The sequence below is a fragment of the Aquitalea aquatica genome (assembly GCF_013911085.1).
Classification (GTDB): Bacteria; Pseudomonadota; Gammaproteobacteria; order Burkholderiales; family Chromobacteriaceae; genus Aquitalea; species Aquitalea aquatica.
Map to the genome: position 1 here is coordinate 40,827 of NZ_JACERN010000003.1, position 23,751 is coordinate 64,577.

General features: G+C 58.8%; 26 protein-coding genes. 10 read left to right on the top strand and 16 right to left on the bottom strand.

All coding sequences use genetic code 11. From position 1 onward, the window contains the following. Position 1: 1 nt before the first annotated feature. The 6 genes from H2Z84_RS01085 to H2Z84_RS21195 all read right to left on the bottom strand — a co-directional run bounded on the left by H2Z84_RS01085 (position 2) and on the right by H2Z84_RS21195 (position 2,746). Positions 2-268 carry a BolA family protein gene (locus H2Z84_RS01085; protein ID WP_181834326.1) on the bottom strand — a complete coding sequence of 89 codons (267 nt, stop codon included), beginning with the start codon at positions 266-268 and terminating at the stop codon, positions 2-4. After that, entirely contained in the window at positions 265-567 is a 303-nt protein-coding gene (locus H2Z84_RS01090; protein ID WP_124643446.1) for a YciI family protein, read from the bottom strand. The genes H2Z84_RS01085 and H2Z84_RS01090 overlap by 4 nt, the downstream gene beginning before the upstream one ends. Then, on the bottom strand, positions 567-1,100 hold the full coding sequence (locus tag H2Z84_RS01095) for a septation protein A (RefSeq protein ID WP_181834327.1): 534 nt from the start codon (positions 1,098-1,100) through the stop codon (positions 567-569). The genes H2Z84_RS01090 and H2Z84_RS01095 overlap by 1 nt, the downstream gene beginning before the upstream one ends. 68 nt (positions 1,101-1,168) lie before the next feature. Next, on the bottom strand, positions 1,169-2,110 hold the full coding sequence (locus H2Z84_RS01100) for an SPFH domain-containing protein (protein ID WP_124643448.1): 942 nt from the start codon (positions 2,108-2,110) through the stop codon (positions 1,169-1,171). A gap of 2 nt (positions 2,111-2,112) precedes the next feature. Then, positions 2,113-2,550 (bottom strand): NfeD family protein, encoded by a 438-nt coding sequence (locus tag H2Z84_RS01105; RefSeq protein ID WP_181834328.1) that lies wholly within the window; start codon positions 2,548-2,550, stop codon positions 2,113-2,115. 67 nt (positions 2,551-2,617) lie between these two features. Further along, positions 2,618-2,746 (bottom strand): hypothetical protein, encoded by a 129-nt coding sequence (locus H2Z84_RS21195; RefSeq protein ID WP_258869250.1) that lies wholly within the window; start codon positions 2,744-2,746, stop codon positions 2,618-2,620. Positions 2,747-2,867: 121 nt separating this feature from the next. On the opposite strand from H2Z84_RS21195, the gene H2Z84_RS01110 reads away from it, so the two are divergent. Both H2Z84_RS01110 and H2Z84_RS01115 read left to right on the top strand, forming a co-directional pair. Further along, complete coding sequence (locus H2Z84_RS01110) at positions 2,868-3,458, top strand: IMPACT family protein (RefSeq protein WP_181834329.1); 591 nt, start codon at positions 2,868-2,870, stop codon at positions 3,456-3,458. Between the two features lie 66 nt (positions 3,459-3,524). Beyond that, on the top strand, positions 3,525-4,454 hold the full coding sequence (locus tag H2Z84_RS01115; protein ID WP_181834330.1) for an exopolyphosphatase: 930 nt from the start codon (positions 3,525-3,527) through the stop codon (positions 4,452-4,454). Positions 4,455-4,517: 63 nt separating this feature from the next. On the opposite strand, the gene H2Z84_RS01120 is transcribed toward H2Z84_RS01115, so the two are convergent. Next, a complete protein-coding gene (locus H2Z84_RS01120; protein ID WP_181834331.1) occupies positions 4,518-5,177 on the bottom strand; it encodes an HAD family hydrolase in 660 nt (219 codons plus the stop codon). 113 nt (positions 5,178-5,290) lie between these two features. On the opposite strand from H2Z84_RS01120, the gene H2Z84_RS01125 reads away from it, so the two are divergent. The 3 genes from H2Z84_RS01125 (at position 5,291) to H2Z84_RS01135 (ending at position 8,881) form a co-directional block, all read left to right on the top strand. Further along, a complete protein-coding gene (locus tag H2Z84_RS01125) occupies positions 5,291-5,932 on the top strand; it encodes a nucleotide-binding protein (protein ID WP_309545422.1) in 642 nt (213 codons plus the stop codon). Positions 5,933-6,114: 182 nt separating this feature from the next. After that, positions 6,115-7,065, top strand: a complete 951-nt coding sequence (locus H2Z84_RS01130) for a GMP reductase (RefSeq protein WP_181834332.1) — start codon at positions 6,115-6,117, stop codon at positions 7,063-7,065. 208 nt (positions 7,066-7,273) lie between these two features. Further along, positions 7,274-8,881: a methyl-accepting chemotaxis protein gene (locus tag H2Z84_RS01135; protein ID WP_181834333.1), complete on the top strand. Its 1,608-nt coding sequence runs from the start codon at positions 7,274-7,276 to the stop codon at positions 8,879-8,881. Between the two features lie 84 nt (positions 8,882-8,965). On the opposite strand, the gene H2Z84_RS01140 is transcribed toward H2Z84_RS01135, so the two are convergent. The 4 genes from H2Z84_RS01140 to lptF form a co-directional block, all read right to left on the bottom strand. Then, complete coding sequence (locus H2Z84_RS01140; RefSeq protein WP_181834334.1) at positions 8,966-9,415, bottom strand: MaoC family dehydratase; 450 nt, start codon at positions 9,413-9,415, stop codon at positions 8,966-8,968. Positions 9,416-9,511: 96 nt separating this feature from the next. Beyond that, positions 9,512-12,082, bottom strand: coding sequence for a [protein-PII] uridylyltransferase (locus H2Z84_RS01145; protein ID WP_181834335.1), 2,571 nt, complete (start codon positions 12,080-12,082; stop codon positions 9,512-9,514). Between the two features lies 1 nt (position 12,083). Beyond that, complete coding sequence (gene lptG / locus H2Z84_RS01150; RefSeq protein ID WP_181834336.1) at positions 12,084-13,160, bottom strand: LPS export ABC transporter permease LptG; 1,077 nt, start codon at positions 13,158-13,160, stop codon at positions 12,084-12,086. After that, a complete protein-coding gene (gene lptF, locus H2Z84_RS01155; protein WP_181834337.1) occupies positions 13,157-14,266 on the bottom strand; it encodes an LPS export ABC transporter permease LptF in 1,110 nt (369 codons plus the stop codon). The genes lptG and lptF overlap by 4 nt, the downstream gene beginning before the upstream one ends. Before the next feature lie 203 nt (positions 14,267-14,469). Between lptF and H2Z84_RS01160 the strand changes: the two genes are divergently transcribed. The 4 genes from H2Z84_RS01160 to H2Z84_RS01175 are packed head-to-tail and all read left to right on the top strand — an operon-like array spanning position 14,470 to position 18,848. Next, positions 14,470-16,035, top strand: coding sequence for a leucyl aminopeptidase (locus tag H2Z84_RS01160; protein ID WP_181834338.1), 1,566 nt, complete (start codon positions 14,470-14,472; stop codon positions 16,033-16,035). Continuing rightward, positions 16,022-16,444 carry a DNA polymerase III subunit chi gene (locus H2Z84_RS01165; RefSeq protein ID WP_181834339.1) on the top strand — a complete coding sequence of 141 codons (423 nt, stop codon included), beginning with the start codon at positions 16,022-16,024 and terminating at the stop codon, positions 16,442-16,444. Before H2Z84_RS01160 ends, H2Z84_RS01165 begins: the two co-directional genes overlap by 14 nt. Positions 16,445-16,446: 2 nt before the next feature. Further along, positions 16,447-18,297, top strand: a complete 1,851-nt coding sequence (locus H2Z84_RS01170; protein ID WP_220272648.1) for a hypothetical protein — start codon at positions 16,447-16,449, stop codon at positions 18,295-18,297. Then, the gene (locus H2Z84_RS01175; protein ID WP_181834341.1) at positions 18,297-18,848 is read left to right on the top strand and encodes a cob(I)yrinic acid a,c-diamide adenosyltransferase; all 552 of its coding nucleotides are present in this window, start codon (positions 18,297-18,299) and stop codon (positions 18,846-18,848) included. The genes H2Z84_RS01170 and H2Z84_RS01175 overlap by 1 nt, the downstream gene beginning before the upstream one ends. Positions 18,849-18,912: 64 nt before the next feature. On the opposite strand, the gene H2Z84_RS01180 is transcribed toward H2Z84_RS01175, so the two are convergent. From H2Z84_RS01180 to trxB, 5 genes are all read right to left on the bottom strand, one after another. Next, a complete protein-coding gene (locus H2Z84_RS01180) occupies positions 18,913-19,746 on the bottom strand; it encodes an alpha/beta hydrolase (RefSeq protein WP_181834342.1) in 834 nt (277 codons plus the stop codon). A 4-nt stretch (positions 19,747-19,750) separates the two neighbouring features. Continuing rightward, complete coding sequence (locus tag H2Z84_RS01185; protein ID WP_124643466.1) at positions 19,751-21,154, bottom strand: PhoH family protein; 1,404 nt, start codon at positions 21,152-21,154, stop codon at positions 19,751-19,753. Between the two features lie 51 nt (positions 21,155-21,205). Continuing rightward, complete coding sequence (locus H2Z84_RS01190) at positions 21,206-21,658, bottom strand: peroxiredoxin (RefSeq protein ID WP_181834343.1); 453 nt, start codon at positions 21,656-21,658, stop codon at positions 21,206-21,208. 76 nt (positions 21,659-21,734) lie between these two features. After that, on the bottom strand, positions 21,735-22,373 hold the full coding sequence (locus H2Z84_RS01195; protein WP_181834344.1) for a Smr/MutS family protein: 639 nt from the start codon (positions 22,371-22,373) through the stop codon (positions 21,735-21,737). Between the two features lie 4 nt (positions 22,374-22,377). Further along, entirely contained in the window at positions 22,378-23,331 is a 954-nt protein-coding gene (gene trxB, locus H2Z84_RS01200) for a thioredoxin-disulfide reductase (protein ID WP_181834345.1), read from the bottom strand. A gap of 115 nt (positions 23,332-23,446) precedes the next feature. On the opposite strand from trxB, the gene H2Z84_RS01205 reads away from it, so the two are divergent. Continuing rightward, positions 23,447-23,641, top strand: coding sequence for a hypothetical protein (locus tag H2Z84_RS01205; protein ID WP_181834346.1), 195 nt, complete (start codon positions 23,447-23,449; stop codon positions 23,639-23,641). Positions 23,642-23,751 lie beyond the last annotated feature (110 nt).

Below are 23,751 nucleotides of genomic sequence, written 5' to 3' on the forward strand. Positions count from 1 at the left end.
GTCAAAGTTCGTCGGGTGTCAGTGCGCGAATGGCCAGCGCATGCACCTTGGTTTTCATCAGATCGCCGAGTGTGGCGTAAACCAGCCGGTGGCGGGCCACGCTGCCAAGCCCGGCAAAATGGCTGGAGACAATCAGCACATTGTAGTGGCCGCCGCCGGAGCGGGCGCCAGCATGGCCAGCATGGGCCGCACTGTCATCCTCGATTTCCAGATGTTCGGGTTGCAGTGCCTGCAAGGCAGCTTGCAGCAGGGCGACATCATCACTCATGCGGGGAATACCTTGCGGAAGGGCTTCACTTCCACGGCAGCGTACACGCCTGCGGCAACGTAGGGGTCGGCATCGGCCCAGTTGCGGGCTTCTTCCAGGCTGGAGAATTCCGCCACGATCAGGCTGCCGCTAAAGCCGGCGCTGCCCGGGTCAATGCTGTCGATGGCCGGACAGGGGCCTGCCAGTACCAGGCGGCCTTGTTCCTGCAGGGCGGAAAGACGAGCCAGATGTTCAGGACGGGAGGCCAGCCGCTTGTCCAGACTGCCGGGATGATCCTGGCCGCTGATGATGTACAGCATTATTTTTTATCCTCGATGTATTTGGACAGGAACAGGCTTTGCGCGATGACGAATACCACCATCAGGCCCAGACTGCCGAACAGCTTGAAGCTCAGCCAGATTTCACGGCTGAAGTTGAAGGCAACATACAGATTCAGTGCGCCCATGGCGCTGAAGAAGGTGGCCCAGGCATAGGCCAGCTTGCGCCAGATGACTTGCGGTAGCTGGATTTGCTCACCCATCAGCAGTTTCAGGCCGTTCTTGCCCAGCAGGTCGCTGACCAGCAGAGCAATGGCCATCAGCCAGTACAGTACGGTGAATTTCCAGATGATGAACAGATCGTTGTGCGAAATCACGGTTGCCGCACCCAGCACCACGCTGAGGATCAGGTTGATCCACTGCATGGCGTCCACCTTGCGGTGTTTGAACCATGTCCAGGCGAACAGCAAGGTGGTGGCTGCAACCAGCACCTTGGTGGCGAGGAACATGTCGTGGGTGATCAGGTAACTGCCGAAAAACAGGGCTACCGGAAGGAAGTCGGATAAAAATTTCATGCGGCTGATTATGGGGGCAGCCTGCCCGTTATACAAGATAGGGCAAGGCTGCAGTCAGGTTGGAAATGTTAACGATTGCTTTGTTTCACTACGCTTAAGGCGGTGGCCACCAGCGAGCTGACATCGGCCACATTGGCCGGCAGGATGACGGTGTTGTTCTGCTTGGCCAGCTGGGCAAAGGCGGCGACATATTGTTCTGCCACCTTCAGATTGACCGCTTCGATGCCGCCGTCCACCTTGATCGATTCGGCCACGCGGCGCACGGCATCGGCGGTGGCGTCCGCCACCAGGCGTAGTGCTTCGGCCTCGCCTTGCGCCTTGTTGATGGCGGCCTGCTTGTTGCCTTCGGAATTATTGATGGTGGCTTGCATCTCGCCCTGCGATTTCTGGATGGCTGCTTCGCGTGCACCGTTGGCCAGGTTGATCTGCTCCATTTTCACCCCTTCGGACTGGGCGATACGGGCGCGCTTTTCCCGTTCGGCGGTGATCTGGGCCTGCATGGAGTGCAGGATGTCCTGCGGCGGCACCAGGTCCTTGATTTCATAGCGCAATACCTTCACCCCCCAGTTGATGGCGGCTTCATCGAGCGAGGCCACCACGATCTGGTTGATTTCATCACGCTCCTCGAAGGTTTTGTCCAGTTCCATCTTGCCGATGACCGAGCGCAGCGTGGTCTGCGACAGCTGGGTGATGGCCAGCAGGTAGTCGCTGGTGCCGTAAGAGGCGCGTTGCGGGTCGGTTACCTGGAAGTACAGGATGCCATCCACTTTCAGCTGGGTATTGTCGCGGGTGATGCAGATCTGGCTGGGGACATCCAGCGGGACTTCCTTCAGGCTGTGCTTGTAGGCCAGGCGGTCGATGAAGGGGATCAGGATGTTCAGGCCTGGTGTCAGTGTGGCGTGATAACGACCGAGGCGTTCGACAATATAGGCATGCTGCTGCGGGACGACCTTGACTGACTTAATGATGAATACCACCACGGCCAGGAACAGAATGATGACGAATTCCATGATTATCGGGTTTCCGTTTGCTTGAGAGAAAGAATCAGCACATTGCCGTCGCGGCTATGAATGTAGGCCTGCATGCCGGCCTGCCATGGGCCATCACCGTTTAAGCGGGCCTGCCATTCCGTGCCGCGATAGTGGACGCGGGCAAGCCCGTCATCCAGCAGCGCACTGATGCGTACTGTTTGGCCAATGTCAGGATCATCCGCCGGCCTGGCAGTGTGATTGCTGCTACGCTGGCGGGAGCGCCAGCGTGCTACCCCGAACACCCCTATGCTGCCGCTGAGGCTGGCTAGCAACCAGCAAATTGCCTCGCTGGCTCCCGCCAGGCTGCCGATGCCGGCTACTGCCAAGGCTACTGCCAGCACCAGCAGGTAAAAGGTGCCGGTCATGAACTCTGCAATCAGTGCCAGCAGGGCTGCGACCAGCCAGATGGTATGGGTCAAGGTTAAGCATCTTTCATGACGATGGATTTGGCATTCTCGTGCCGAATGCGGCGACTGACAACTGCTTTCAGCAGTGATCACGGTCAGGTAGGTGTCTGGCCAGCACGGCTTCTTGTTCCATATCAAGCCAGCACTTGTCCAGTGCCAGCCACAGGGCTTCCAGTAATAGGACCAGGACAATCAGCAGGGCTTGCATGGTATGGCTCCTTGTGTGGCGTGGTGGTGGGGCAGGGTCGGCTTGTTTGCGCAGGCAGCTAGTGTGGAATGGCGTTACCATGCAGGCCAGTCCATCAGCTTTGACCATGGAAAGCGTAATAATGTTTCAACTGGCAGCGCCTGTCGTGGCGGAAATAGAAATCAAGAAAAGCCGTTTCATCGCCGCTTTGTATCCGGTGCAGAGCCGGGATGAAGCGATGTTGCAACTGGCGGCCCTGCGAAGGGAATGGCCCGATGCCCGCCATTATTGTGCGGTGCTGCTGGTGAGTGGTGATTCCATGCTGGACGATGATGGTGAGCCGTCCGGTACTGCGGCCCGCCCCATGTACAACGTGCTGATGCATAAGCAGTTGCACAATGTACTGGCGGTGGTGGTGCGTTACTTTGGCGGGATCAAACTGGGGGCGGGTGGCTTGGTGCGTGCCTATACTCAGGCCGTCAACACGGCATTGCAAACGGCACAGTTGCAGCCGGTGGTGCTAATGCAAAGCTGTCTGGCCCGGGTGGGTTTTGCCAGTGAATCCCGTCTGCGTCATTGCTGTGCCGAACTGGCCATCAGCGTGGGGGCGGCCGAATACGGCGAGCATGTGGTGCTGGCCTTGATGATGCCGCAAGCGCAGTGCCAGGCGCTGCAAACTCGCTTGTACGATCTGCTGGCGGGTGAGGTATATTTCATGACGGATGAGAGTTGATGCTGCCTGTCACCGTGGGGTGACGGGTGTGTGTAGCGGGTATGTTTTGATCTCGGGGAGAGAATAATGTCGCAACAGCAATACCGCCTGGTGACGCGCAGTGATTTCGACGGCCTGGTCTGTGCCGTGCTGCTGAACGAACTGGGCATGGTGAATGAAATCAAGTTTGTTCACCCCAAGGATATGCAGGATGGCAAGGTGGAAATCACCGAGCGCGATATCACCACCAATCTGCCATATGTGCCGGGTGCCTATCTGGCCTTCGATCACCATCTGTCGGAAACGCTGCGCAATGGTCAGCACGACAACCACATTATCGATCCGGCAGCCCCATCCGCTGCACGCGTGGTGTATGACCATTTCGGTGGCAAGCAGATTTTTACCCGTATCAGCGACGAAATGATGGACGCGGTGGACAAGGCTGATTCGGCCCAGTTTTCCCGTGATGAAATCCTCAATCCCACTGGCTGGGTATTGCTCAACTATCTGATGGATGCCCGCACCGGGCTGGGCCGTTTCCGCAATTTCACCGTCAGCAACTATCAACTGATGATGGACCTGATCGGCTATTGTCGCGATCACAGTATCGAAGAAATCCTGGCCTTGCCGGACGTCAAGGAGCGAGTTGATCTCTATCGACAATACGAAGAGCAGGCGCGCGAGCAGATCCAGCGCTGTGCCCAAGTGCACGACAATCTGCTGCTGCTTGATCTGCTGCAGGAAGAAACCATTTACCCGGCTAACCGCTTTCTGGTCTATGCCATGTATCCGCAGTGCAATATCTCCATCCACATGATGTGGGGTCTGAACAAGCAGAACGTCGTGTTTGCCACTGGCAAGTCGATTATTGATCGCGGCTGCCGCACCAATGTTGGTGCGCTGATGTTGCAATACGGTGGCGGTGGCCACGAGGCAGCCGGTACTTGCCAGATTGGCATTGAGCAGTATGAACAGGTGCGGGACGAGCTGATCGCCCGCATTTGCGCCGAGGCTTGATCGCCAGCAGGCATGCAAAGGGCCGCTGCATTGCAGCGGCCCTTATTTGTTGGGGCGGGTGGTTTACAGTGTCTGCAGCAGCTTTAGTGCCTGGTGCAGGTCTTCACAGACGGCCAGTGCGTTTGTTGTTTCGTGTGCGGACGGTTTTACCATGTCCGGCACTAGAATCACCCGCATGCCAGCCGCCAGTGCCGCTTGCATGCCAATCAACGAATCCTCCAGCACCACGCAGGCGGCCGGTGCAACATCCAGCAGAGCTGCTGCCGCCAGATAGACATCCGGAGCTGGTTTGGTATTGGCTACTTCGTCGCCGGCAACGGTGTGCTGGAAATAAGGCCCCAGCCCGGTACGTTGCAGCTTGATGTCACACATCAGGCGCTGGGTGGAGGTGGCCACCGCATGCGGAATGGCCTGGCTTTGCACCCAGTCCAGCACCTCGATGATGCCCGCCTTGAGCTTGAGCTCACCCGTGCTCATCAGCTCATGGTAATGGTGCCGGCAGCGCTGGCTCAGTTTCTCGGCAAGGTTGCGGTCCTGAAAATGTGCAGCGACATGGTCGAGGCTCTTGTTTACCGATAGCCCGACCATGCCCAGAATGACGTGTTCAGGGATGGGTACGCCGATTTCGGCAGCAGCGCGCAACCAAGCGTGGCCACTGACGCTCTCGGTGTCGATCATCAGTCCATCCATGTCGAACAGGACGGCTTGCATGTTTGAATTCATTGGTTTGCTTTCCTCCAGCGCGTCAGCCTAATGTGGCAAGCCCCTGCCTGCAAGCATGATGACTCTGGTATAGTGGATCGATCACCAAGTGAGCGAGGTCCATTGTGCAGTCTGTGCTGGTAGCGAATCCGAAGGGTGGTAGTGGCAAATCAACTTTAGCCACCAATCTGGCAGGTTACTTTGCCTGTTCCGGCCGAAATGTCATGCTGGGCGACGTGGATCGGCAGCAATCTTCTTTGCGCTGGTTGCAGGAACGGGCTCCGGCATTGCCGGCCATTCAGGGCTGGGAAGTGTCTGCCGGTACACCGGCCAAACCCCCCAAGGGCACGGAAGTGATTGTGCTGGATAGTGGTGCCGGCTTGCATGGCAAAAAAATGGCCTCCCTGATTGCCCGGGTCGAGCGCATCATCATTCCGATTCAGCCTTCTCCCTTCGATATGTGGGCCAGTGGTGAGTTTTTTGAACAGCTGCTGGCAGAGAAAGCGGTACGCAAAAACAAGGTATTCATGGCGGTGGTCGGCATGCGGGTTGATCCGCGCACTCGCTCGGCCAAAGAGCTGGAGCGTTTCCTGGCCGAGCACGATGTGCCGGTGCTCAGCTGGTTGCGTGATACCCAGTTGTACGTGCAGGCGGCTGCTTCAGGGATGACCTTGTTTGACTTGCCTGCCTCGCGCACCCAGAAAGACCGTGATGCCTGGAAGCCTATTCTGCAGTGGTTGGGTGAGCCACAGGATGGCTGCTGGTTCGATAAATAAATCTCCATATGAAGAAATTATTGCTTGACGTGAAGATAGTGCAGGCGTAGATTCGACCGGTAATTACGTGCGAGCCCATCGATGGCGACGCAGGAGAATCCGTAAGCGGGAGCCCATGTGGCTCCCGCTTTTTATTGGGGCCCCTGCATTTTTATCGACTACAGCCTGAAGGGAATACTTGCATGATTACTACCGAACTGAACTATGGCGACGTCTACCTCGTCCCCAAGAAAACCGTTGTGGACAGCCGCAAGGAGTGCGATACCTCGGTGCAATTCGGGCCGCGCCGTTTTGACATGCCGATCTACCCTTCCAATATGAAATCGGTGGTCGATGAGGAAACCTGCGAAGCGTTTGCCCGCCTGGGCTGGTTCTACACCATGCACCGCTTCAATGTGGACGCCTGCCGCTTTACCGCGGCCATGCAGGAAAAAGGGCTGTTTGCCTCCATCAGTGTCGGTGTCAACGACGACACCTTGCAGCAGTTGGCTGAACTGAAAGCCGCCGGCCTGACGCCGGAGTACATTACCCTGGATGTGGCCAATGCCTGGTGCGTCAAGGCCGAGCGCATGATCAAACATATCAAGCAGCAATTTCCCGGCAGCTTTCTGATCGGCGGCAATATCGCCACGGCCGAAGCCGCGCGTGATCTGGAGAGCTGGGGCTGCGATGCCATCAAGGCCGGGATTGCCGGTGGTCGTGTTTGCATTACCAAGAACAAAACCGGCTTTCACCGCCCCATGGTGAGTACAGTCAAGGATTGTGCCGCTGCAGTACAGGTGCCGGTGATTGCCGATGGCGGCATCGTCGAACACGGTGATATGGCCAAGGCGCTGGCCTGCGGTGCCAGCATGATCATGGCGGGCTCGCTGTTTGCCGGTTATGACGAGTCGGCCGGTGAAATCGTCGAAATCAACGGCAAGCATTACAAGGAATACTTTGGCAGTGCCTCGCAGTTCAACAAGGGGGCTTATGTGAATGTCGAGGGCAAGAAGATACTGGTGGAATACAAGGGCAGCATCGGTAAGTTGCTGCGTGAGCTGAAGGAAGACCTGCAGTCATCGGTCAGCTATGCCGGTGGTCGTGATCTGGCTGCCTTGAAAAGCGCAGCCATGATCCAGGTTTATCGCTGACACGAGTGTTTGGTTAAGGTCGCCAGTACTGTTGCTGGCGCTCAATGCATGCTGTAAATCCTACCCGCCATGTGCGGGTTTTTATTTGCGCACGCGGCTGGTAATCGGTGTCAGGTTTCATATGCTAAGGCTAGTGCTTTGTTGTTAGAATGGTGAGATTAAATCATTTGTTTTAAATAATTAAAATCAGAGTAAGAAAACACATCAAATGAAGATCAATCTGCCGGTCACCACCACCGAGTTGAGCGTCGATCCTGTCAACCCCATCGTCACCAAGACCGATGTGAAGGGCAGTATCACTTACGCCAACCGTGCCTTCATTGAAATCAGCGGCTTTAGCGAAGCCGAGTTGCTGGGCAAGAACCACAATATGGTGCGGCATCCGGACATGCCGCCCGCTGCCTTCGCTGATCTGTGGGATACGGTAAAGACAGGCAAACCCTGGCGCGGCATTGTGAAAAACCGCGCCAAAAACGGTGATTTCTACTGGGTGGAAGCCTATGTGACACCGATTACCGAGCATGGCCGTATCGTCGGCTATATGTCTGTGCGCTCCAGGCCGTCACGACAGGATGTGGATGCGGTCGCCGCGTTGTACCGGCAGGTCATGGACAAACAGGCCGCCCTGCCTTCCACCTTGCAGCGTTATGCCAAGCAGCGCGATGTGCTGAAGATCGCTCCGGTGCTGGCCCTGTTTGGGTCGGTAGTAGCCGTGGTTTCATTCTTTCTGCCTGACTCCATGCAACTGGTGCGTGAAGCAGTTGGCGTGAGCGGCAGCCTGCTGGCCCTGGCGGGCGGGGCCTGGGGCTGGTTGCGCATGCGTTCTGCGCTGGCGGTGCTGGATGGCCGTTTTCAGGACTTGCAGGAAGGTCGCCTGGATCATGCGATCCAGGCGCAGGAGGGCGGCTTGTTGGGCAAAGTATTGGCTTCGCTGGAAGCGTTGCGCATTCATTACCGCGCCACTATTGCCGATGTGATGCGTGCCAGCCATTACACCAAGCAGCAGGCACATGGGCTGCTGGATGACATGCATGCGCTGCAGGCGCGCTCGGTCGAGCAGCGCCAGGGCTTGAATCAGATCAGCCACAATATGGAATCACTCAGCCTGGCGGTGCAGGATGTGGTGCGCCTGGCCGAGCACAATCAGCAAGACTCGCAACACACCCAGCAGGTGGCGCGCGAAGGGCGGCAGACCATGGATGCGGCCACTACGGCGGCGCAACGGGCAGTGAGTGTGGTGTCGCAGTCACGTGGTGCCATGGTTGAGCTGGACGAAGCCATGGTCCGTATCCGCAGCATGACCAGCCTGATTCGTGAGATTGCCGATCAAACCAATCTGCTGGCGCTGAACGCTGCGATTGAGGCCGCCCGAGCCGGAGAGATGGGGCGCGGCTTTGCCGTGGTGGCTGATGAAGTCAGAAAGCTGGCCGAGCGTACCACCAAGACCACGGACTCGATTGGCGACATTGTCGAAGAAATTGGCAAGATTACCCATTCTGCCGTCAGCAGCATGGATGCCACGGTGGAGGAGGTGGACGAGGTCAATGGCCAGATCCGTCTGTCATCCGGCAATCTGCAGGGTCTGATCGAGGCGGCGGAACAATCCAGTCAGCAAGCGCAGCAACTGGCGCAGGAGATGGGTAGCAAGTCTGATTCCATCAATGTGATGGCGGCGGCGCTGGAGCAACTGAATGCGCTGTCCGAGCAGGACCTGCAAACCACGCAGTCGATTGGTGACAGTGCCAGTCACCTGGCTGAAACCTCGGTCGATTTGGCGCAGCTCACCGATACCTTTAGTAAATGGCAGCAGCGCTGAGCGGCCGCTGACGCTGGCCGAGTATGAAAAAACCTGCCCTCCCTTGCGGACGGCAGGTTTTTTCATGTGCAGGCCGGGTGGTGATCAGGAGGTGGGGCGGCAGGCAACCCAGATTGAGGTTTCCAGCTGCATGGCGATTTCGTCGCGCTGGTTGAGGGTGGTCCAGCGCAGTTGCACCACGCCAAAGCCAGGCTGGCTGCTTGAGCGTTTGCCTGTCAGCACTTCGATTTCCGCACGCAGGGTATCGCCTGGACGGGTGGGCCGCGGCCAGCGCATGTCCTTGATACCCATGCCGATCAGACCGTTAGCCACGTTTCTCAGTTCGCTGGCGGTGATCAGGCTCATGGTTAGGCTGCTGGTATGCCAGCCGGAGGCGGCCAGTCCATCGAATACGCTGGCCTTGGCTGCTTCCGGATCGGTATGGAAGGGTTGTGGGTCGAACTGGCGGGCAAAACTGATGATTTCGTCCTGGGTAATGGTATGGCTGGCGCTGTGAAACAAGCGGCCGGGTGTCAGGTCTTCGAAGTAGAGCATGGCATTACGTTTGCGTAAGTTGACGCTGCAGCATACGGTGGCGCAAGCGCCCAGTCAAAGCCTGTGCCGGGCTGCCGTTGGCAACCCGGCGATGTTTCAGATGCGTAAGGCGGCGATCAATGCACTTTCCAGTGCCAGTACGGTCTTGTCGTCCTTGAGGCCGGGGCCACTGATCAGGAAGGAGTCTTCCGCACGGCTGCCCAAGGTCATGATCTTGGCTGACTGCACGCTCAGGCGGTAGTCGGCCAGCACCTTGGCAATGCGCGCCAGCAGGCCGGGGCGGTCGCCAGCCACGATGGACAGTACATAGTAATTGTCCTTGTCATCCGGTCGGATCAGCACTTGCGGCGCAATCGGGAAGTGCTTCAGGTGGCGGCTGATGCGGCCATTGGCTGGTGGTGGCGGCGGTGTTTCCAGTCGCAGGCATTCGGCCAGCTCGAATTCGATGAAGTTGATCATGTCGCGGTAATCCCCATCGTGATGCTCGGGGATGAAGACATGAAAGGTGTCCAGTGCATAGCCGTGGCGGGTGGTGTAGACCTTGGCATCGGCAATGCTGTAGTTGGTGCGGCCGAAAAAGGCACAGGTACGGGCGAATAGCTCTGGCTTGTCCGGGGTGTAGACCAGTACCTGGATGCCTTCGTGGTCGTCCGACAGCCGGGCGCGCACCATGGGTGTTTCGATGTTGACGAAACGGTTGAGAATGCGTGCGTGCCAGGCGATTTCGCGCGCTTCGTGGCGCAGGAAGTACACCATGTCCAGCTGCGACCACAGCTTTTGCTCCACGCCGGCAGGCACGGCATACAGCCGCAGTAGGCTGAGCGCCTGGGTCTTGCGTTCTTCCAGTTCCGAATTCAGATCGACTTCGCCGCCGCGCAGCAGTACGCGCAGAGTGGCGTTGTACAGATCTTCCAGTAGCTTGGCTTTCCAGGCGTTCCATACCTTGGGGCTGGTGCCGCGGATATCGGCCACCGACAGCAAATACAGCGCTGCCAGCCGGCGCGGAGTCTGGGTCAGTTCGGCAAAGCGCTGGATGATGTCGGGGTCGTAGATGTCCTGCTTCTGCGCGATGCTGGACATGGTCAGGTGCTGCCCCACCAGCCATACCACCAGCTCGGTATCTTCGGCCGACAGTTCGTGCTGTTCGCAGAATTCGCGCGCGTCGACCATGCCCAAGGTGGAGTGGTCGCCGCCACGACCCTTGGCGATGTCATGAAACAGCCCGGCTACATACAGCACTTCCGGCCGTTCGAAGTCGTTGATCAGCCGCGACAGGAAAGGGTACTCGTGGTTGAAGGCGCTGATGGCGAAGCGGCGCAGGTTGCGCACTACCATCAGGATGTGTTCGTCCACGGTGTAGACATGGAACAGGTCATGCTGCATCTGGCCCACAATGCGGCCAAAGCCCGGCAGATAACGCCCTAACACACCATACAGATTCATGCGGCGCAGGCAGCGGGTGAGTCCGGGTTCGCGCAGCATCTGCATGAACAGGCGACGGTTTTCCGGGTTCTTACGGAAACGGTCGTTGATGTGGCTGCGGCCATGCCACAGCGCGCGCAGCATGCGCGGGGCAAAGCCGGTGAGCTCCGGATTGCGCTGCAACATCAGGAAGGCTTCCAGGATCGCCGATGGTTCTTTTTCGAATACATCGGGGCGGCGAATGCCCAGCATGCCGTTGACCGAGTAAAAGCGTTCGTTCAGGTTCTGGGTGATGCGTGGTACTTGCGAATACAGCCGGGCGCGCAGATTGGGCAGCAGAATGCCATTGAGCTGGCTTACCGTCTTGGCTGCGCGGAAGTAGAGCTGCATCACCTGTTCGCTGGCGCGCTTGGCTGGTGTGTCCTGCAAGCCCCAGGCCAAGCCCATACTTTGCTGCAGATCGAAAATCAGCCGGTCTTCGCGCCGGCGCGCCAGAATGTGCAGGTCGATGCGCAGCCGCTGCAGCTGGCGGTCGCTGTGATGGATCAGCCGCGCTTCGGCCTGGGTCAGGATGCCGCGCTGGACCAGATCGCTCCAGTTTTCGCCCAGCCCGATGGCCTTGCTGATCCACAAAATGGTGTGCAGATCACGCAGCCCGCCCGGGCTTTCCTTGATATTGGGTTCCAGATTATTGGTGACGCCAAAGTGGCGGTTGTGGCGCTGCTGCTGCTCCAGGGTCTTGCCCTCGAAGAAGGCGAGCGGGTCGCGCTGGCAGTCCAGTCGGGAAATCAGCTGGCGGTAGGGCGCTGCTGCACCGGCAATCAGGCGGTTTTCCAGCAGGTTGGTTTCGATGGTGATGTCTGCGGCAGCTTCCTGCAGGCATTCTTCAATGGTGCGTACGCTGTGGCCGACTTCCAGCCCGATATCCCACATACGGCTGATCAGTGCTGCCACGCGTTCTGGCAGTGCCGCCGGAGTGGGGGTGGGCAGCAAGACCAGCACGTCGATATCCGAGCAGGGAAATAGCTGACCACGGCCATAACCGCCAACGGCAATCAGGGTGGCATCGCTCCCCAGCCCTGCCTGTTGCCATAGCTGCTGCAGGATATGGTCCACCGCCAGACTATGCTGAGCCAGGTAATGCTGCGGATCGCGCTCACCCAGATAGTGTTCAACCAGCTGCTGGCGCTGGGTGGCCAGCTGTTTGCGCAGGTCCTGGGTCAGGTCGGAGGTGGATTCTTGCATGTCAGCGTCTTTCCTGTTTCAGGATGAGGGCGATGCCGGCGAACAGAAACAGCAAGGTGGGCACCGTGGCCGAAATCACCGGGTTCCAGCTGTATAGCAAACCCAGGTGACCGAACAGGCGGTTGATGAAGTGGAAGCCCACCCCCAGACAGATGCCGGCAAACAGCTTGAGGCCGAGCTGGCCGTGGCGACGCTGCTGCGGCGTGAACGCCAGGGCCACCAGTGCCATCGATACACAGGCCAGTGGGTAGAACAGCTTACCCCACAGGGCGATGTCGTAGCGCTGGGTTTGCTGCTTGTTGGCACTCAGGTGTTCGATGTATTTGACCAAGCTCATGGCCGACATCTGTTCCGGCACCACCAGCAGCACATTCAGGATGTCGGGTTCGATGATGGAGGTCCATTGCGCCAGCGGCACCGACTTGCTTTCGGTGTGGTCGGCATACAGATGGGTTTCCACCACATTGCTCAGCTGCCAGATATGGGTGCCGCGCAAGAAACTGCCGCGCTCGGCATAGCGGGTGGTCACCAGCTGGTAGTTGTCATCATAGGTGTAGATGCGCACGCCCAGCAGGGTGGTGTCTGGCAGCATCTCATGCACATTGATGAAATTATTGTTGTCCTTGACCCAGATGCCGGAACGGAACTCCTGTGCCACCATTGAGCGCATGGCCGACAGTTTCATGCGTTCGGCCTGTTGCAGCGAGTAGGGGCTGATGAATTCGCCCAGTGCGGTGGTCAGAATGGCGAAGCCCAGCCCAAACAGCAGCAGGGTGCGGGCAATCTGGCCCAGGGTGATGCCGCAGGTGCGGATGACCGTGTATTCGCTGGAGCTGGCTAGCTGGGTCATCGCCACCATACCGCCAATCAACACCGCCAGCGGCATTAGCTCGTAGGCATGGCCGGGGGCCTGCAGGGCGATATAGGCCAGCATCTTGCCGATGTGGTAGCCACCCTGGTTCAGGTCTGGCACTTCATGGATGATGTCGAAAAAACCATAAAGGCCCAGCAGGGCTGCCAGGGTAAACAGCGTGGACTGGGTTAGCGCGCTGATGATGTAGCGATAAATCAGTTTCATCGGGCTCTGTGCTTGTGCAGGAAGTATTTCAGGGTCTGGCGCACGGTATTGGCCGGGCGGTCGCGGTATTTCAGCAGTAAAACGGCAATGATCAGCACAATGACATGCACCACCAGAATGCTGGCCATGCCCACCTTGCCCTGAGTAATCCAGTTGCGTACCAGGGTCAGGCTGTTCTGGTACAGGAAGAAGCCGAGTAGGGCGACGACCAGATTATGGGCATGGCCGCTGCGTGGATTGTAGTAGGACAAGGGAATGGCCAGGAAAGCGAGGACCAGGCAGCTCAGCGGCATGGACAAGCGCCATACCAGCTCCGAGCGATAGGCTGGGTCACTGCTGCCAATCAGCGTGCTTGTGCTTTGTGCCTGACGGTTGTTCGGGCGTGATGCCAGCTTCTGGTTATTGCCCACAACCACGCTATAGCGTTTGAAACTGCCAACTTCGTAGTTGGACTGGCCTGGCTCGCCCACGTAACGCCGGCCATCTTCCAGCACCAGTACCCGTTCGTTGTCGTCATTAACGGTAATGTAACCACGCTTGGCAAAGATGCTGGAAACCTTGCCCTCACTCATGTCCTGCATGAAGATATTGGTGGCAGAGCCATGCTCGCCGCCATAGCTTTCAATGAAATACACCTTGCTGCCCGAGCCGCTTTCCTTGAATACGCCCGGCGCAATGGCGCTGATCTCTTCGCGCCGTTTGAGAATTTCGGCATAGACCTGGCTGCGTTCTTCAGCCCAGGGCGCGATATACAGCGATACGATACCCACCAGCAGGGCCAGCGGAATGGTGAAGCGCATCACCGGCCATACCCAGTCGCGTAGCGACAGGCCAGAAGACAACCAGACCGCCATTTCGTGATCGCGCCAGATACGGGTCAGCACCACCAGAACGGTGACGAAAACGGTAAGGATCATCAGCAGCGGAAACAGACCAAGCGCCCAGAAACCGATCAGGGCAGTCACCGCTTCATTGGCGATTTGCCCTTCGGCGGCGCGGCCCAGCAAATTGATCGCCTGGGTGGAGAGAATGATGGCCAGCAGGACGACAAATACGCCCAAGGCGGTAAAAGTCAATTCTCGGGTCAGGCTTTTACGAAAAACCATTTATCAGTGCCTTTTTGACTTTTTGTGACTAGCGTAGTGATAATTTGATTTGATAACTCTGAAACGCCGTTTTCGGCAAATTTCGGGATGGACGCAGCTTCTGTCTTCGCCTGCTACAGGCAGGGCTTTCCGGCACAAAAAACGGTGCAGACAGCCTGTCAAGAAGTGGAACAACTGACACTCGCATTACACGGGAGTACAAGATGGAATTTAACATAAAAAGCGGCAGCCCGGAAAAACAGCGCGTTGCCTGCGTGATAGTAGGTGTCTATGAATCGCGCAAGCTGACCTTTGCCGCCGATTTGCTGGATCGCATCTCCAATGGCTTCATCAGCGATGTGATTCGCCGTGGCGACATGGAAGGCAAGCTGGGCAGCACATTGCTGCTGCATTCGGTGCCGCATACCCTGTGCGACCGTGTGATGCTGGTGGGTCTGGGCAAGGAGCGCGATTTCCGAGCCAAGGAATACCGCGAAGCGGTACGCAGCTCCATCCGCAGCCTGACCCAGACCTCGGCCACCGAGGCCGTCAGCTATCTGACCGAACTCACCGTCAAGAAACACGATGTCGAGTGGATGATCGAGCAGGCCACCGTGGTCACGCTGGACGTGCTCTACCGGTTTGATCGCTTCAAGAGCAAGCAGGACGAAAGCGTGCGCGAGCCGCGCAAACTGACGCTGGCGGTGCCGCGTCGCAGCGATCTGGCGGATGGTGAGAAAGGCCTGCTGCGCGGCCTGGCCATTGGCAATGGCATGAAGCTGGCCAAGGATCTGGGCAATCTGCCGCCCAATGTTTGCACCCCCACTTATCTGGCGGCCGAGGCTGAGCGCATTGCCGCCGACTTTGGCTGCGGTGTGGAAATCTATGGCCAGACACAGCTGGAAGAGCTGGGCCTGGCGTCTTTCCTGTCGGTAGCTCGTGGCAGCGTGCAGGAACCCAAGCTGATCGTGCTGCAATATCAAGGGGCCAAGGACAAGAACGACCGTCCGCTGACGCTGGTCGGCAAGGGCATCACCTTTGATTCCGGCGGCATTTCGCTCAAGCCGGGCGAAGGCATGGATGAGATGAAGTACGATATGTGCGGTGCAGCTTCGGTACTGGGCGCTTTCCGTGCCGCAGTGGAAATGAAGCTGCCGATCAATCTGGTGGCCATCGTGCCGGCCTGCGAAAACATGCCGGCTGGTAATGCGGTCAAGCCTGGCGACATCATCACCAGCCTGTCCGGCCAGACCATCGAAGTACTGAATACCGACGCCGAAGGCCGGCTGATCCTGTGCGATGCGCTGACCTTCGCCGAGCGGTTTAATCCGGATACCGTGATTGATGTCGCCACCCTGACCGGTGCCTGCGTCATCGCCCTGGGCCACGTCGCCACCGGCCTCTACAGCAACCAGGACAGTCTGGCGCGTGAACTGCTTGCCGCCGGCGAAGAAGTGGCCGACCGCGCCTGGCACATGCCGCTGTGGGACGAGTATCAGGAATTGCTCAAGAGCCCGTTTGCCGACATGGCCAATATCGGCGGCCGACCGGGTGGCAGTATTACCGCCGCCTGCTTCCTGTCGCGCTTTGCCAAGGCCTACGACTGGGCACATCTGGATATCGCCGGCACCGCCTGGAAGAGCGGCAAGGACAAGGGTGCCACCGGTCGTCCGGTGCCACTCCTGGTGCAGTTCCTGCAGGATAGAGCCGACATCGCCCTGGGCAATGTAGTGCGTCGAGGCCGCCCGCGCCGTGAATCCCCAGAAATTGTTGAAGATGACGCGGATTGATTTTTATACCAATGTGGCCCAGCCGCAGGAGTTCGCCTGCAAGCTGGCCGCAACGGTATTCCGCAAGCAAGAGCGCCTGCTGGTGTGGCTGGAAGACGAGCGGGCGCTGGACACCTTCAGCAACCGGCTGTGGTGTCTGGGCGATACCGAGTTCATTGCCCATTGCCGGCTGGATGCTGCCGAAGCGGCACAAACGCCAATCTGGCTGACGGCCGAACTGCCGCCTACACTGCAGCATCCGGTATTGCTCAACCTGGGGGTGGAATTACCAGCCGCACCACAGCATTTTTCCCGTATTCTGGAGATAGTGGGAACCGACGAGGCGGCTTTGGCCACCGCGCGCCACCGCTTCAAGGCCTATCGAACTCTGGGCTATGAAATTCACCATCACGACATGAGCCACAAGTGACCATGAACGAGTCGCCAATGCCTGATCTGCCCTCCTGGGACGAGCTGGACCTGCCGGTACTGGATGAAGTGGTGGATGAGTCCGCCGTGCCAGTGCTGGCCGAGGAAGTGCTGGATGTACCGGATTTTGACTTTTCCAGCGAACTGGACGTGATGCAGCAAAGCTTGGTATCGCCAGATCACGGGATGGCGGAACTGGAGATTCCAGAACTGACACTGGAGGATCTGGACGTCGCCAGCCCGGCGGTCACGCCAGCCGCTGCTGGCCTGGATCTGACCGCCTTGCCGTCGCTCGATCTGGATGAGCCCTTGGCTGAAGAGCTGTCACTGCAACAGGTTCTGCCAGAAGCTCTCGCCGCTATGCCGGAAGTGGCTGCGCCGCAGCCTGCTATGCAACCGGAAACCCCTGTGGTGGCGGTGGATGGCTTCGAATTCATGCTGGATAGCCATGCCCCGGTAGAGTCCGTGCCGGACAATCTGCCCGAACAGTCGTGGCCGAGCGCCGTCTCTGCCGATTCGCTCCCAGCCGATTTGACTGCTCCGCAGCAACTGGCCGAGCGCCTGGCGCAGGTGTGGCAAACGCCGGTCGAGCCGCCTGTGGCTACCGATGATGAGATGCCCGCGGCACCGTCGGTCGCATCCCCGCCGGCTTTGCCAAGTGGCTTGTCCATTGCGCTGGATAGTCTGCCCGACGGTGTGCTGGGTGGTGGCGTGGGCAAGGTAGAAGAGGCCACGCCATCTGCTGCCGAATTGCTGGCGCGGGCGCAGGCCTTGGTCGCGGCTACCCCGGGTTCTCTAGATGAGGTATTACACGCGGCCGAGTTGGCATTGGCCCAGGAAGAAAGCTTGCAGCGTTTTCATGCTGCTCCTGCGGCGGCCCAGCAAACCTTTGCTTCGCTGGGTGAGGCCGAGTTGCAAGCCGCCATGGCGGACTTGCCGGGAGCCGTCGCAGCAGATAGCCAGGAAGAAGATTGGCCCAGTCTGGGCGATGTCGATCGCTTGAACGAAACCGAAGTGGAGTTGCCGGATGAGGCTACGGTGCAGGAGGCTGCACCGCTGCTGCAAGCTGAATGGCAGGATGAGCCGCCGGAGCATGTCACGCTGGATCCCGTGGCGGCCTTGCCCGTGCTGGAGCAGGAGGAAGGCTGGCCCAGTCTGGGTGAGATAGACAAGGATAGCGAAACCGAGGTGGATGGTGAGCCGGAGGTACTGGCAGTTAAACCTGCTGCATCTACTGTGCAGGGCTTGTTTGCCGAGTCGCCTTTTGCCAGCGAGCGGCAGTCGCCCGTACCGCCGGACGCCCCGGCTATTCCCGCTTTGCTAGACGAAGTGCAGACCGAACCGCAGGCAGTGGCAACCCAGCCAGCGCCGGCAGCCGAGCCAGTATTGCAGTCTGCAGCTGAGCCAGTCATCGAACCACCTTTGCTGGAAGAACTGGCCGGTGCCAGTTTTGCCGCAGCCATGCCGCAAACCGTCGCTCTGCCTGCTGCTGAAGCCGGCAAGGCGGTGGCGGTGCTCAATGTTGCCGCAGTGACCACCGCCACTGCCGCTTCCGCGCTGATGAACCCACAGCCCAAACCGGATGCAACCGTGGCAGTGGTGGACGAGCGTGCGCTGGTGGAGGCGATGTACGAAAAGCTGCTGCCACGGATGAAGGTGGAGCTGTCCTTGTGGCTACAAGATGCACTGGAGCTGCAGGCCAAGAACATGCTGTCCGGTGTGATGCAACAATTGAAAGAAGACTACGACATGTTGTTTGGTGAAACGCTCAAAGAAAGCCTGCGCCAGGCCATTCTGGCGCTGGGGCGCGAGCAGCAGGGGCAGCATGATGCCCCACGCGGGGAGCAAGACTGATGGGGCATCGATTGTCACGCATTGTCACCCGTACCGGGGACGATGGCAGTACCGGACTGGGTGATGGCAGCCGCGTGGGCAAGGATAGCCCGCGTGTGCGCGCACTGGGAGATGTGGATGAGCTGAACTCGGTGATCGGCGTGCTGTTGGCGGAAGAGCTGCCGGATGAGGTTGCACAGCGCTTGCTGGCGGTGCAGCATGATTTGTTTGATCTGGGTTCCGAGCTGGCTGTGCCGGGTTATGCTGCACTCAAGCCCGAGCATGTTGCTATGTTGGAAGAGTGGGTCGAAACCATGAATGCAGACCTGCCTATGCTCAAGGAATTCATCCTGCCGGGTGGCTCGCGTCAGGCTGGTCTGGCCCATCAGGCACGCTCGGTATGCCGCCGTGCCGAGCGCGCCGTGGTGACTGCCGCGCATGACAGCGAGGTGTCTACTGCAGCGCGCCAGTATCTCAACCGCCTGTCTGATGCCCTGTTTGTACTGGCCCGCCATCTGAATAAGGCACTGGGGCGCCCCGACGTACTTTGGCAGCCACATCGGCGCGACTGAGTGCGCTTATGAGCAGAAAAAAAGCCGCGAGACTCCTCGCGGCTTTTTTTCATGCAGGCGGCGCTTAGGCCGGTACGTGGCAGCTGTGTTCTGCTGACGCTGGCTGATGCAGGGTGTCCAACCATTGCAGCAGCCGTTCGGCAGTGCGCTCCCAGCGGGTGTCCAGCATCATCATGTGGCCCATGTGTGGCAGGATTTCCGCACTGACATCCAGCCGCTCGGCGGTGGCCACCACATCTTCCGGTGAAATCAGCATGTCTTCCGCTGCCCCCAGCACCAGAGCGGGCAGTGGTCGGATGGGGCGGATGGCCAGCGGATTGACCAGGGTCATGTCCATGACCGCGCGCTGACTTTCCTGCTGGCAGCACTGCGTCAGCAGGGCTGTCGTTGCATCTGGCGCATCGTGCGACAGCAGCAGGTCGCGCAGCTCGCTTTCTGCCGGATTGTAACTGCCTTGCTGATACAGGTTCAGGTTTAGCAGCAGTCCCGGTGCCTGGGTCAGCAGGCGCAGGCTGGACGACGCCAGGCCCGTGGGCGGAACCGAGGCGAGAAAGGCGGCAGCCGGCAGGGTGTGGCTGGTCAGGTATTGCTGCAGCACGAAACCACCCATGGAGTGGCCGATCATGATGGGTGTGCGCTTGATGCGTTTGACCACCGCACTCAGATTATGCACATAGTCATCAATGCTGATGGCGGACAGGTATTGATGGCCGTCGCTGTCGCCGTGGCCTTCCAGACTGATGGCCCAGCAGTCGAAGCCCTGTCGGGCAAACCAGGGCAGGAAAGTGCGCTGCCAGCACCAGGCGGCGCAAAACGCGCCGTGGACAAACAAAAGGGGCGGAGCGTCGCGCTCCGTCCCTTGAGCTGCCTCATGGATCAATTCGAGGCGTGGATGCATTTAGTCAAAGTACCTCACCAGCATGATCTGCCAGACGTGAACGTTCCCCGCGTTGCAGGGTGATATGGCCGGAATGCTCCCAGCCCTTGAAACGGTCGACCACATAGGTCAGACCGGAACTGCCCTCTGTCAGGTAGGGGGTGTCGATTTGCGAAATATTACCCAGACAGACTACCTTGGTTCCCGGACCTGCACGAGTGATCAGTGTTTTCATCTGCTTGGGCGTCAGGTTCTGCGCCTCGTCGATGATCAGGTATTTGTTGAGGAAGGTGCGGCCGCGCATGAAGTTGAGCGATTTGACCTTGATGCGCGAACGCACCAGATCGCGGGTAGCGGCACGGCCCCAGTCGCCGCCATCATCATCGCTCTTGTTGAGCACGTCGAGGTTGTCTTCCAGCGCGCCCATCCAGGGTGCCATCTTTTCCTCTTCCGTCCCAGGCAGGAAGCCGATGTCTTCACCTACCGGCACGGTCACCCGGGTCATGATGATTTCCGAATACAGCTTCTGCTCCAGTGTCATCGCCAGGCCGGCGGCCAGGGTGAGCAGGGTTTTGCCGGTACCGGCCTGACCGAGCAGGGTGATGAAGTCCACTTCCGGATCCATCAGCAGATTGAGGGCGAAGTTCTGTTCGCGGTTGCGTGCGGTAATGCCCCAGACATTGTTCTTGTGGTGGCTGTAGTCTTTCAGCGTCTGCAGCACGGCGACCTTGCCTTCTACCTTGCTGACGCGCGCTTGTAGTGGCTGCGGGCCATCCTGCCACAGCATCTGGTTGATGTGCAGATTGGGCACATCCGGGCCTTTGAGCTGGTAATAGCTGCGGCCTTGTTCCTGCCAGGACTTCATGTCCTTGCCATTGCGTTCCCAGAAAGTCTGGTCGACTTCGCGGGTGCCGGTATAGAGCAGGTCGGAATCCTGCAGCACCTTGTCGTTGAAATAATCTTCGGCATCCAGCCCCAGTGCACGGGCCTTGATGCGCATATTGATGTCCTTGGACACCAGGATGACCGAGCGCTCCGGGTGCAGCTCCTTCAGCGCCATCACGATGCCAAGAATCTGGTTGTCGGCCTTGCCGACCGGCAGTGAGGCGGGGAGTACGCTATGGATGGCCTGGGTTTGCAGGATGAGTTTGCCGGTAGCCGCTTCACGGCTGGCGTTTTTCAGGGTAATGCCGGCTTCGATCTTGGTTTCGCAACCGCTGACGATGTCGTCGAGGAAGCGGCTGGTCTGGCGTGCATTGCGCGCCACTTCGGACATGCCGCTCTTGTGCGCGTCCAGCTCTTCCAGGGTGATGATGGGGATGAAAACGTCGTGCTCTTCAAAGCGGTACAAGCTGGTAGGGTCGTGCAGCAATACATTGGTGTCCAGAACGAACAGCTTGGTGGTTTTGCTTTTTTTACGGCTTACCATGATGGACCCCTTGGTGATGCAGGGCCCGGTCGGCAGACCGGGGCACTGCGTTTAGAGAGTGTTTACAAAGGCAAGAACTTCAGCGGCGTGGCCGGGCACTTTGACCTTGCGCCACTCACGAATAATCATGCCGGCAGCATCGATCACGAAGGTGCTGCGCTCGATGCCCCTTACCTGTTTGCCGTACATGTTTTTCATTTTGATGACATCAAACAGGGTGCAAACCGTTTCCTCCGTATCGGATAGCAATTCAAACGGCAGTTCCAGCTTGGTTTTGAAGTTTTCGTGTGACTTCAGGCTGTCGCGGGAAATACCGACAATGCTGACGCCTGCGGCAGCAAACTGGCTGTGCAGGTCACGAAAATCCATGGTTTCATTGGTGCAGCCAGGGGTGCTGTCCTTGGGATAGAAGTAAATCACCAGTGGCTTGGGGGCGGCAGACAGGGAAAGCGTGGTGCCGGCGGTGCCGGACAGGGTGAAGTCGGGGCAGGCGATACCTGACATGCAAGACTCCTGAAGGTGGTGGTTGATGGGAATGCAACCGCCTTGCTTTGAGCTTAGCGGAAATTTCTTACTATTGTCATCCGGATTCTGAGCCGTATTCCTCGTGCTGGCCACGGCGTATCAGTACCAGCAGCGCGCCGTCTCCCCCCATCTCCTCACTGGCCTGACAAAATGCCAGTACCTCCGGGTGATGACTGAGCCAGGAACGCACCAGTTTTTTCAATATTGGCTGGCCGTTGGAACCAAAACCCTTGCCGTGGATGATGCGCAGGCAAGGGCCGCGCCGACGGGCGCGATGCAAGAATAGCGCCAACGCATCCTGTGCTTGGTAGCGGTCCATGCCGTGCAGGTCCAGCTGACAGGCTACTGGCCAGTGGCCATTGCGCAGGCGCTTCAGCGTCTGGCTGGGCATGCCGCTGCGACAGAACTGCCCTAGCTGCTCAGCCGGTTCGAACAGGCCAACCATATGGCGCAGCATTTCCATTTCGGAGAGTGTGGAGAGCCGGTGTTGGGCGTGCCGGTGTTTCGGGTGCGGGCTGGGTTTCTTGGGCTGATGAACATGACGCGGCGGGCTTTTCAGCGGAGTGACATCGCTGAACAGCTGTTTGAAGTCGGGTTCGGGCGGGGGCGGCGGAGGCGATGCGGGCGCGGCAGACGTGTCACGTTGACGCGTCTGCCGGCGGATTTCCTTCAATGTGTCCTTGAAGGCCTTCAAGATATTACTTCAGACTGTCCAGATAGCGCTCGGCATCCAGGGCGGCCTGGCAACCGGAGGCAGCGCTGGTCACGGCCTGGCGGTAGATGTGATCCTGTACGTCGCCGGCGGCAAATACGCCTTCCACGCTGGTCAGGGTAGCATTGCCTTCGCGGCCGCCACGGGTGATCAGGTAGCCGGTGGCATCCATTTCCAGCTGGCCCTTGAAGATGTCGGTGTTCGGCTGGTGGCCGATGGCGATGAACACGCCCATCAGCTTGATGTCTTCCGTGCTGCCGTCGGTGAATTTCAGACGGGCACCGGTCACGCCGCTGTCGTCGCCCAGTACTTCATCCAGGCTGGCGTTCAGCTTGAGGGTGATCTTGCCTTCGGCCACGCGCGACATCAGCTTGTCGATCATGATTTTTTCGGCGCGGAAGCTGTCGCGACGGTGGATCAGCGTGACATGTTTGGCGATATTGGCCAGATACAGTGCTTCTTCCACGGCGGTGTTGCCGCCACCGACCACGGCCACGTCCTGGTTGCGATAGAAGAAACCATCGCAGGTGGCGCAGGCGGAGACGCCCTTGCCGGCAAAAGCTTCTTCGGACGGCAGGCCCAGGTATTTGGCGGAAGCGCCGGTAGCAATGATGAGTGCATCGCAGGTGTATTCGCCGGCATCGCCAACCAGGCGGATCGGCTTTTCATGCAGATGAGTGGTGTGGATGTGATCGAAGATCATTTCCGTACCAAAGCGCTCGGCATGCTGCTGGAAGCGCTGCATCAGCTCCGGACCCATCACGCCGCTGGCGTCGGCAGGCCAGTTGTCCACTTCGGTAGTGGTCATCAGTTGACCACCTTGAGCCAGACCGGTGATCAGCACCGGCTTCAGATTGGCACGGGCGGCATACACGGCTGCGGTATAGCCGGCAGGGCCGGAACCAAGGATCAGGAGGGGGCTGTGACGGGTGTCGCTCATCGTGGTATTCCTGTTTTAGGTCGTTGGGTTGTCATTTTAGCAGCTTTGCCATGACAGGATGGCGCAGGCCGTCTAAACTGATCTGGTAGCATTTGTTGACTTGGGAGGTGAGGGCATGGACGGAATAAGTCAAGTAAGCGGACAGAATGTTTCATCGGCGACCGAGATTTTCGCCCTGAAAAAATCCCTGCAGGCCAGCGGCCAGTCGGTGTTGTCTCTGGTGCAAGGTGCGAGTGATACCGGTACCCAGATTACCCAGGCGGCCTCTAATCCGGCCCATCTGGGACAGAGCGTCGACGTCAGGGCCTGAGTCGGTAGCAGTCAGCAGCGGCGCAAGCCGCTTTTTTTACGCCTGTAAGAAGTGTGCTGCGAGTACGACCAATCAGCAGGAGGTGCCATATGCATCGCAAAAATGGAGTT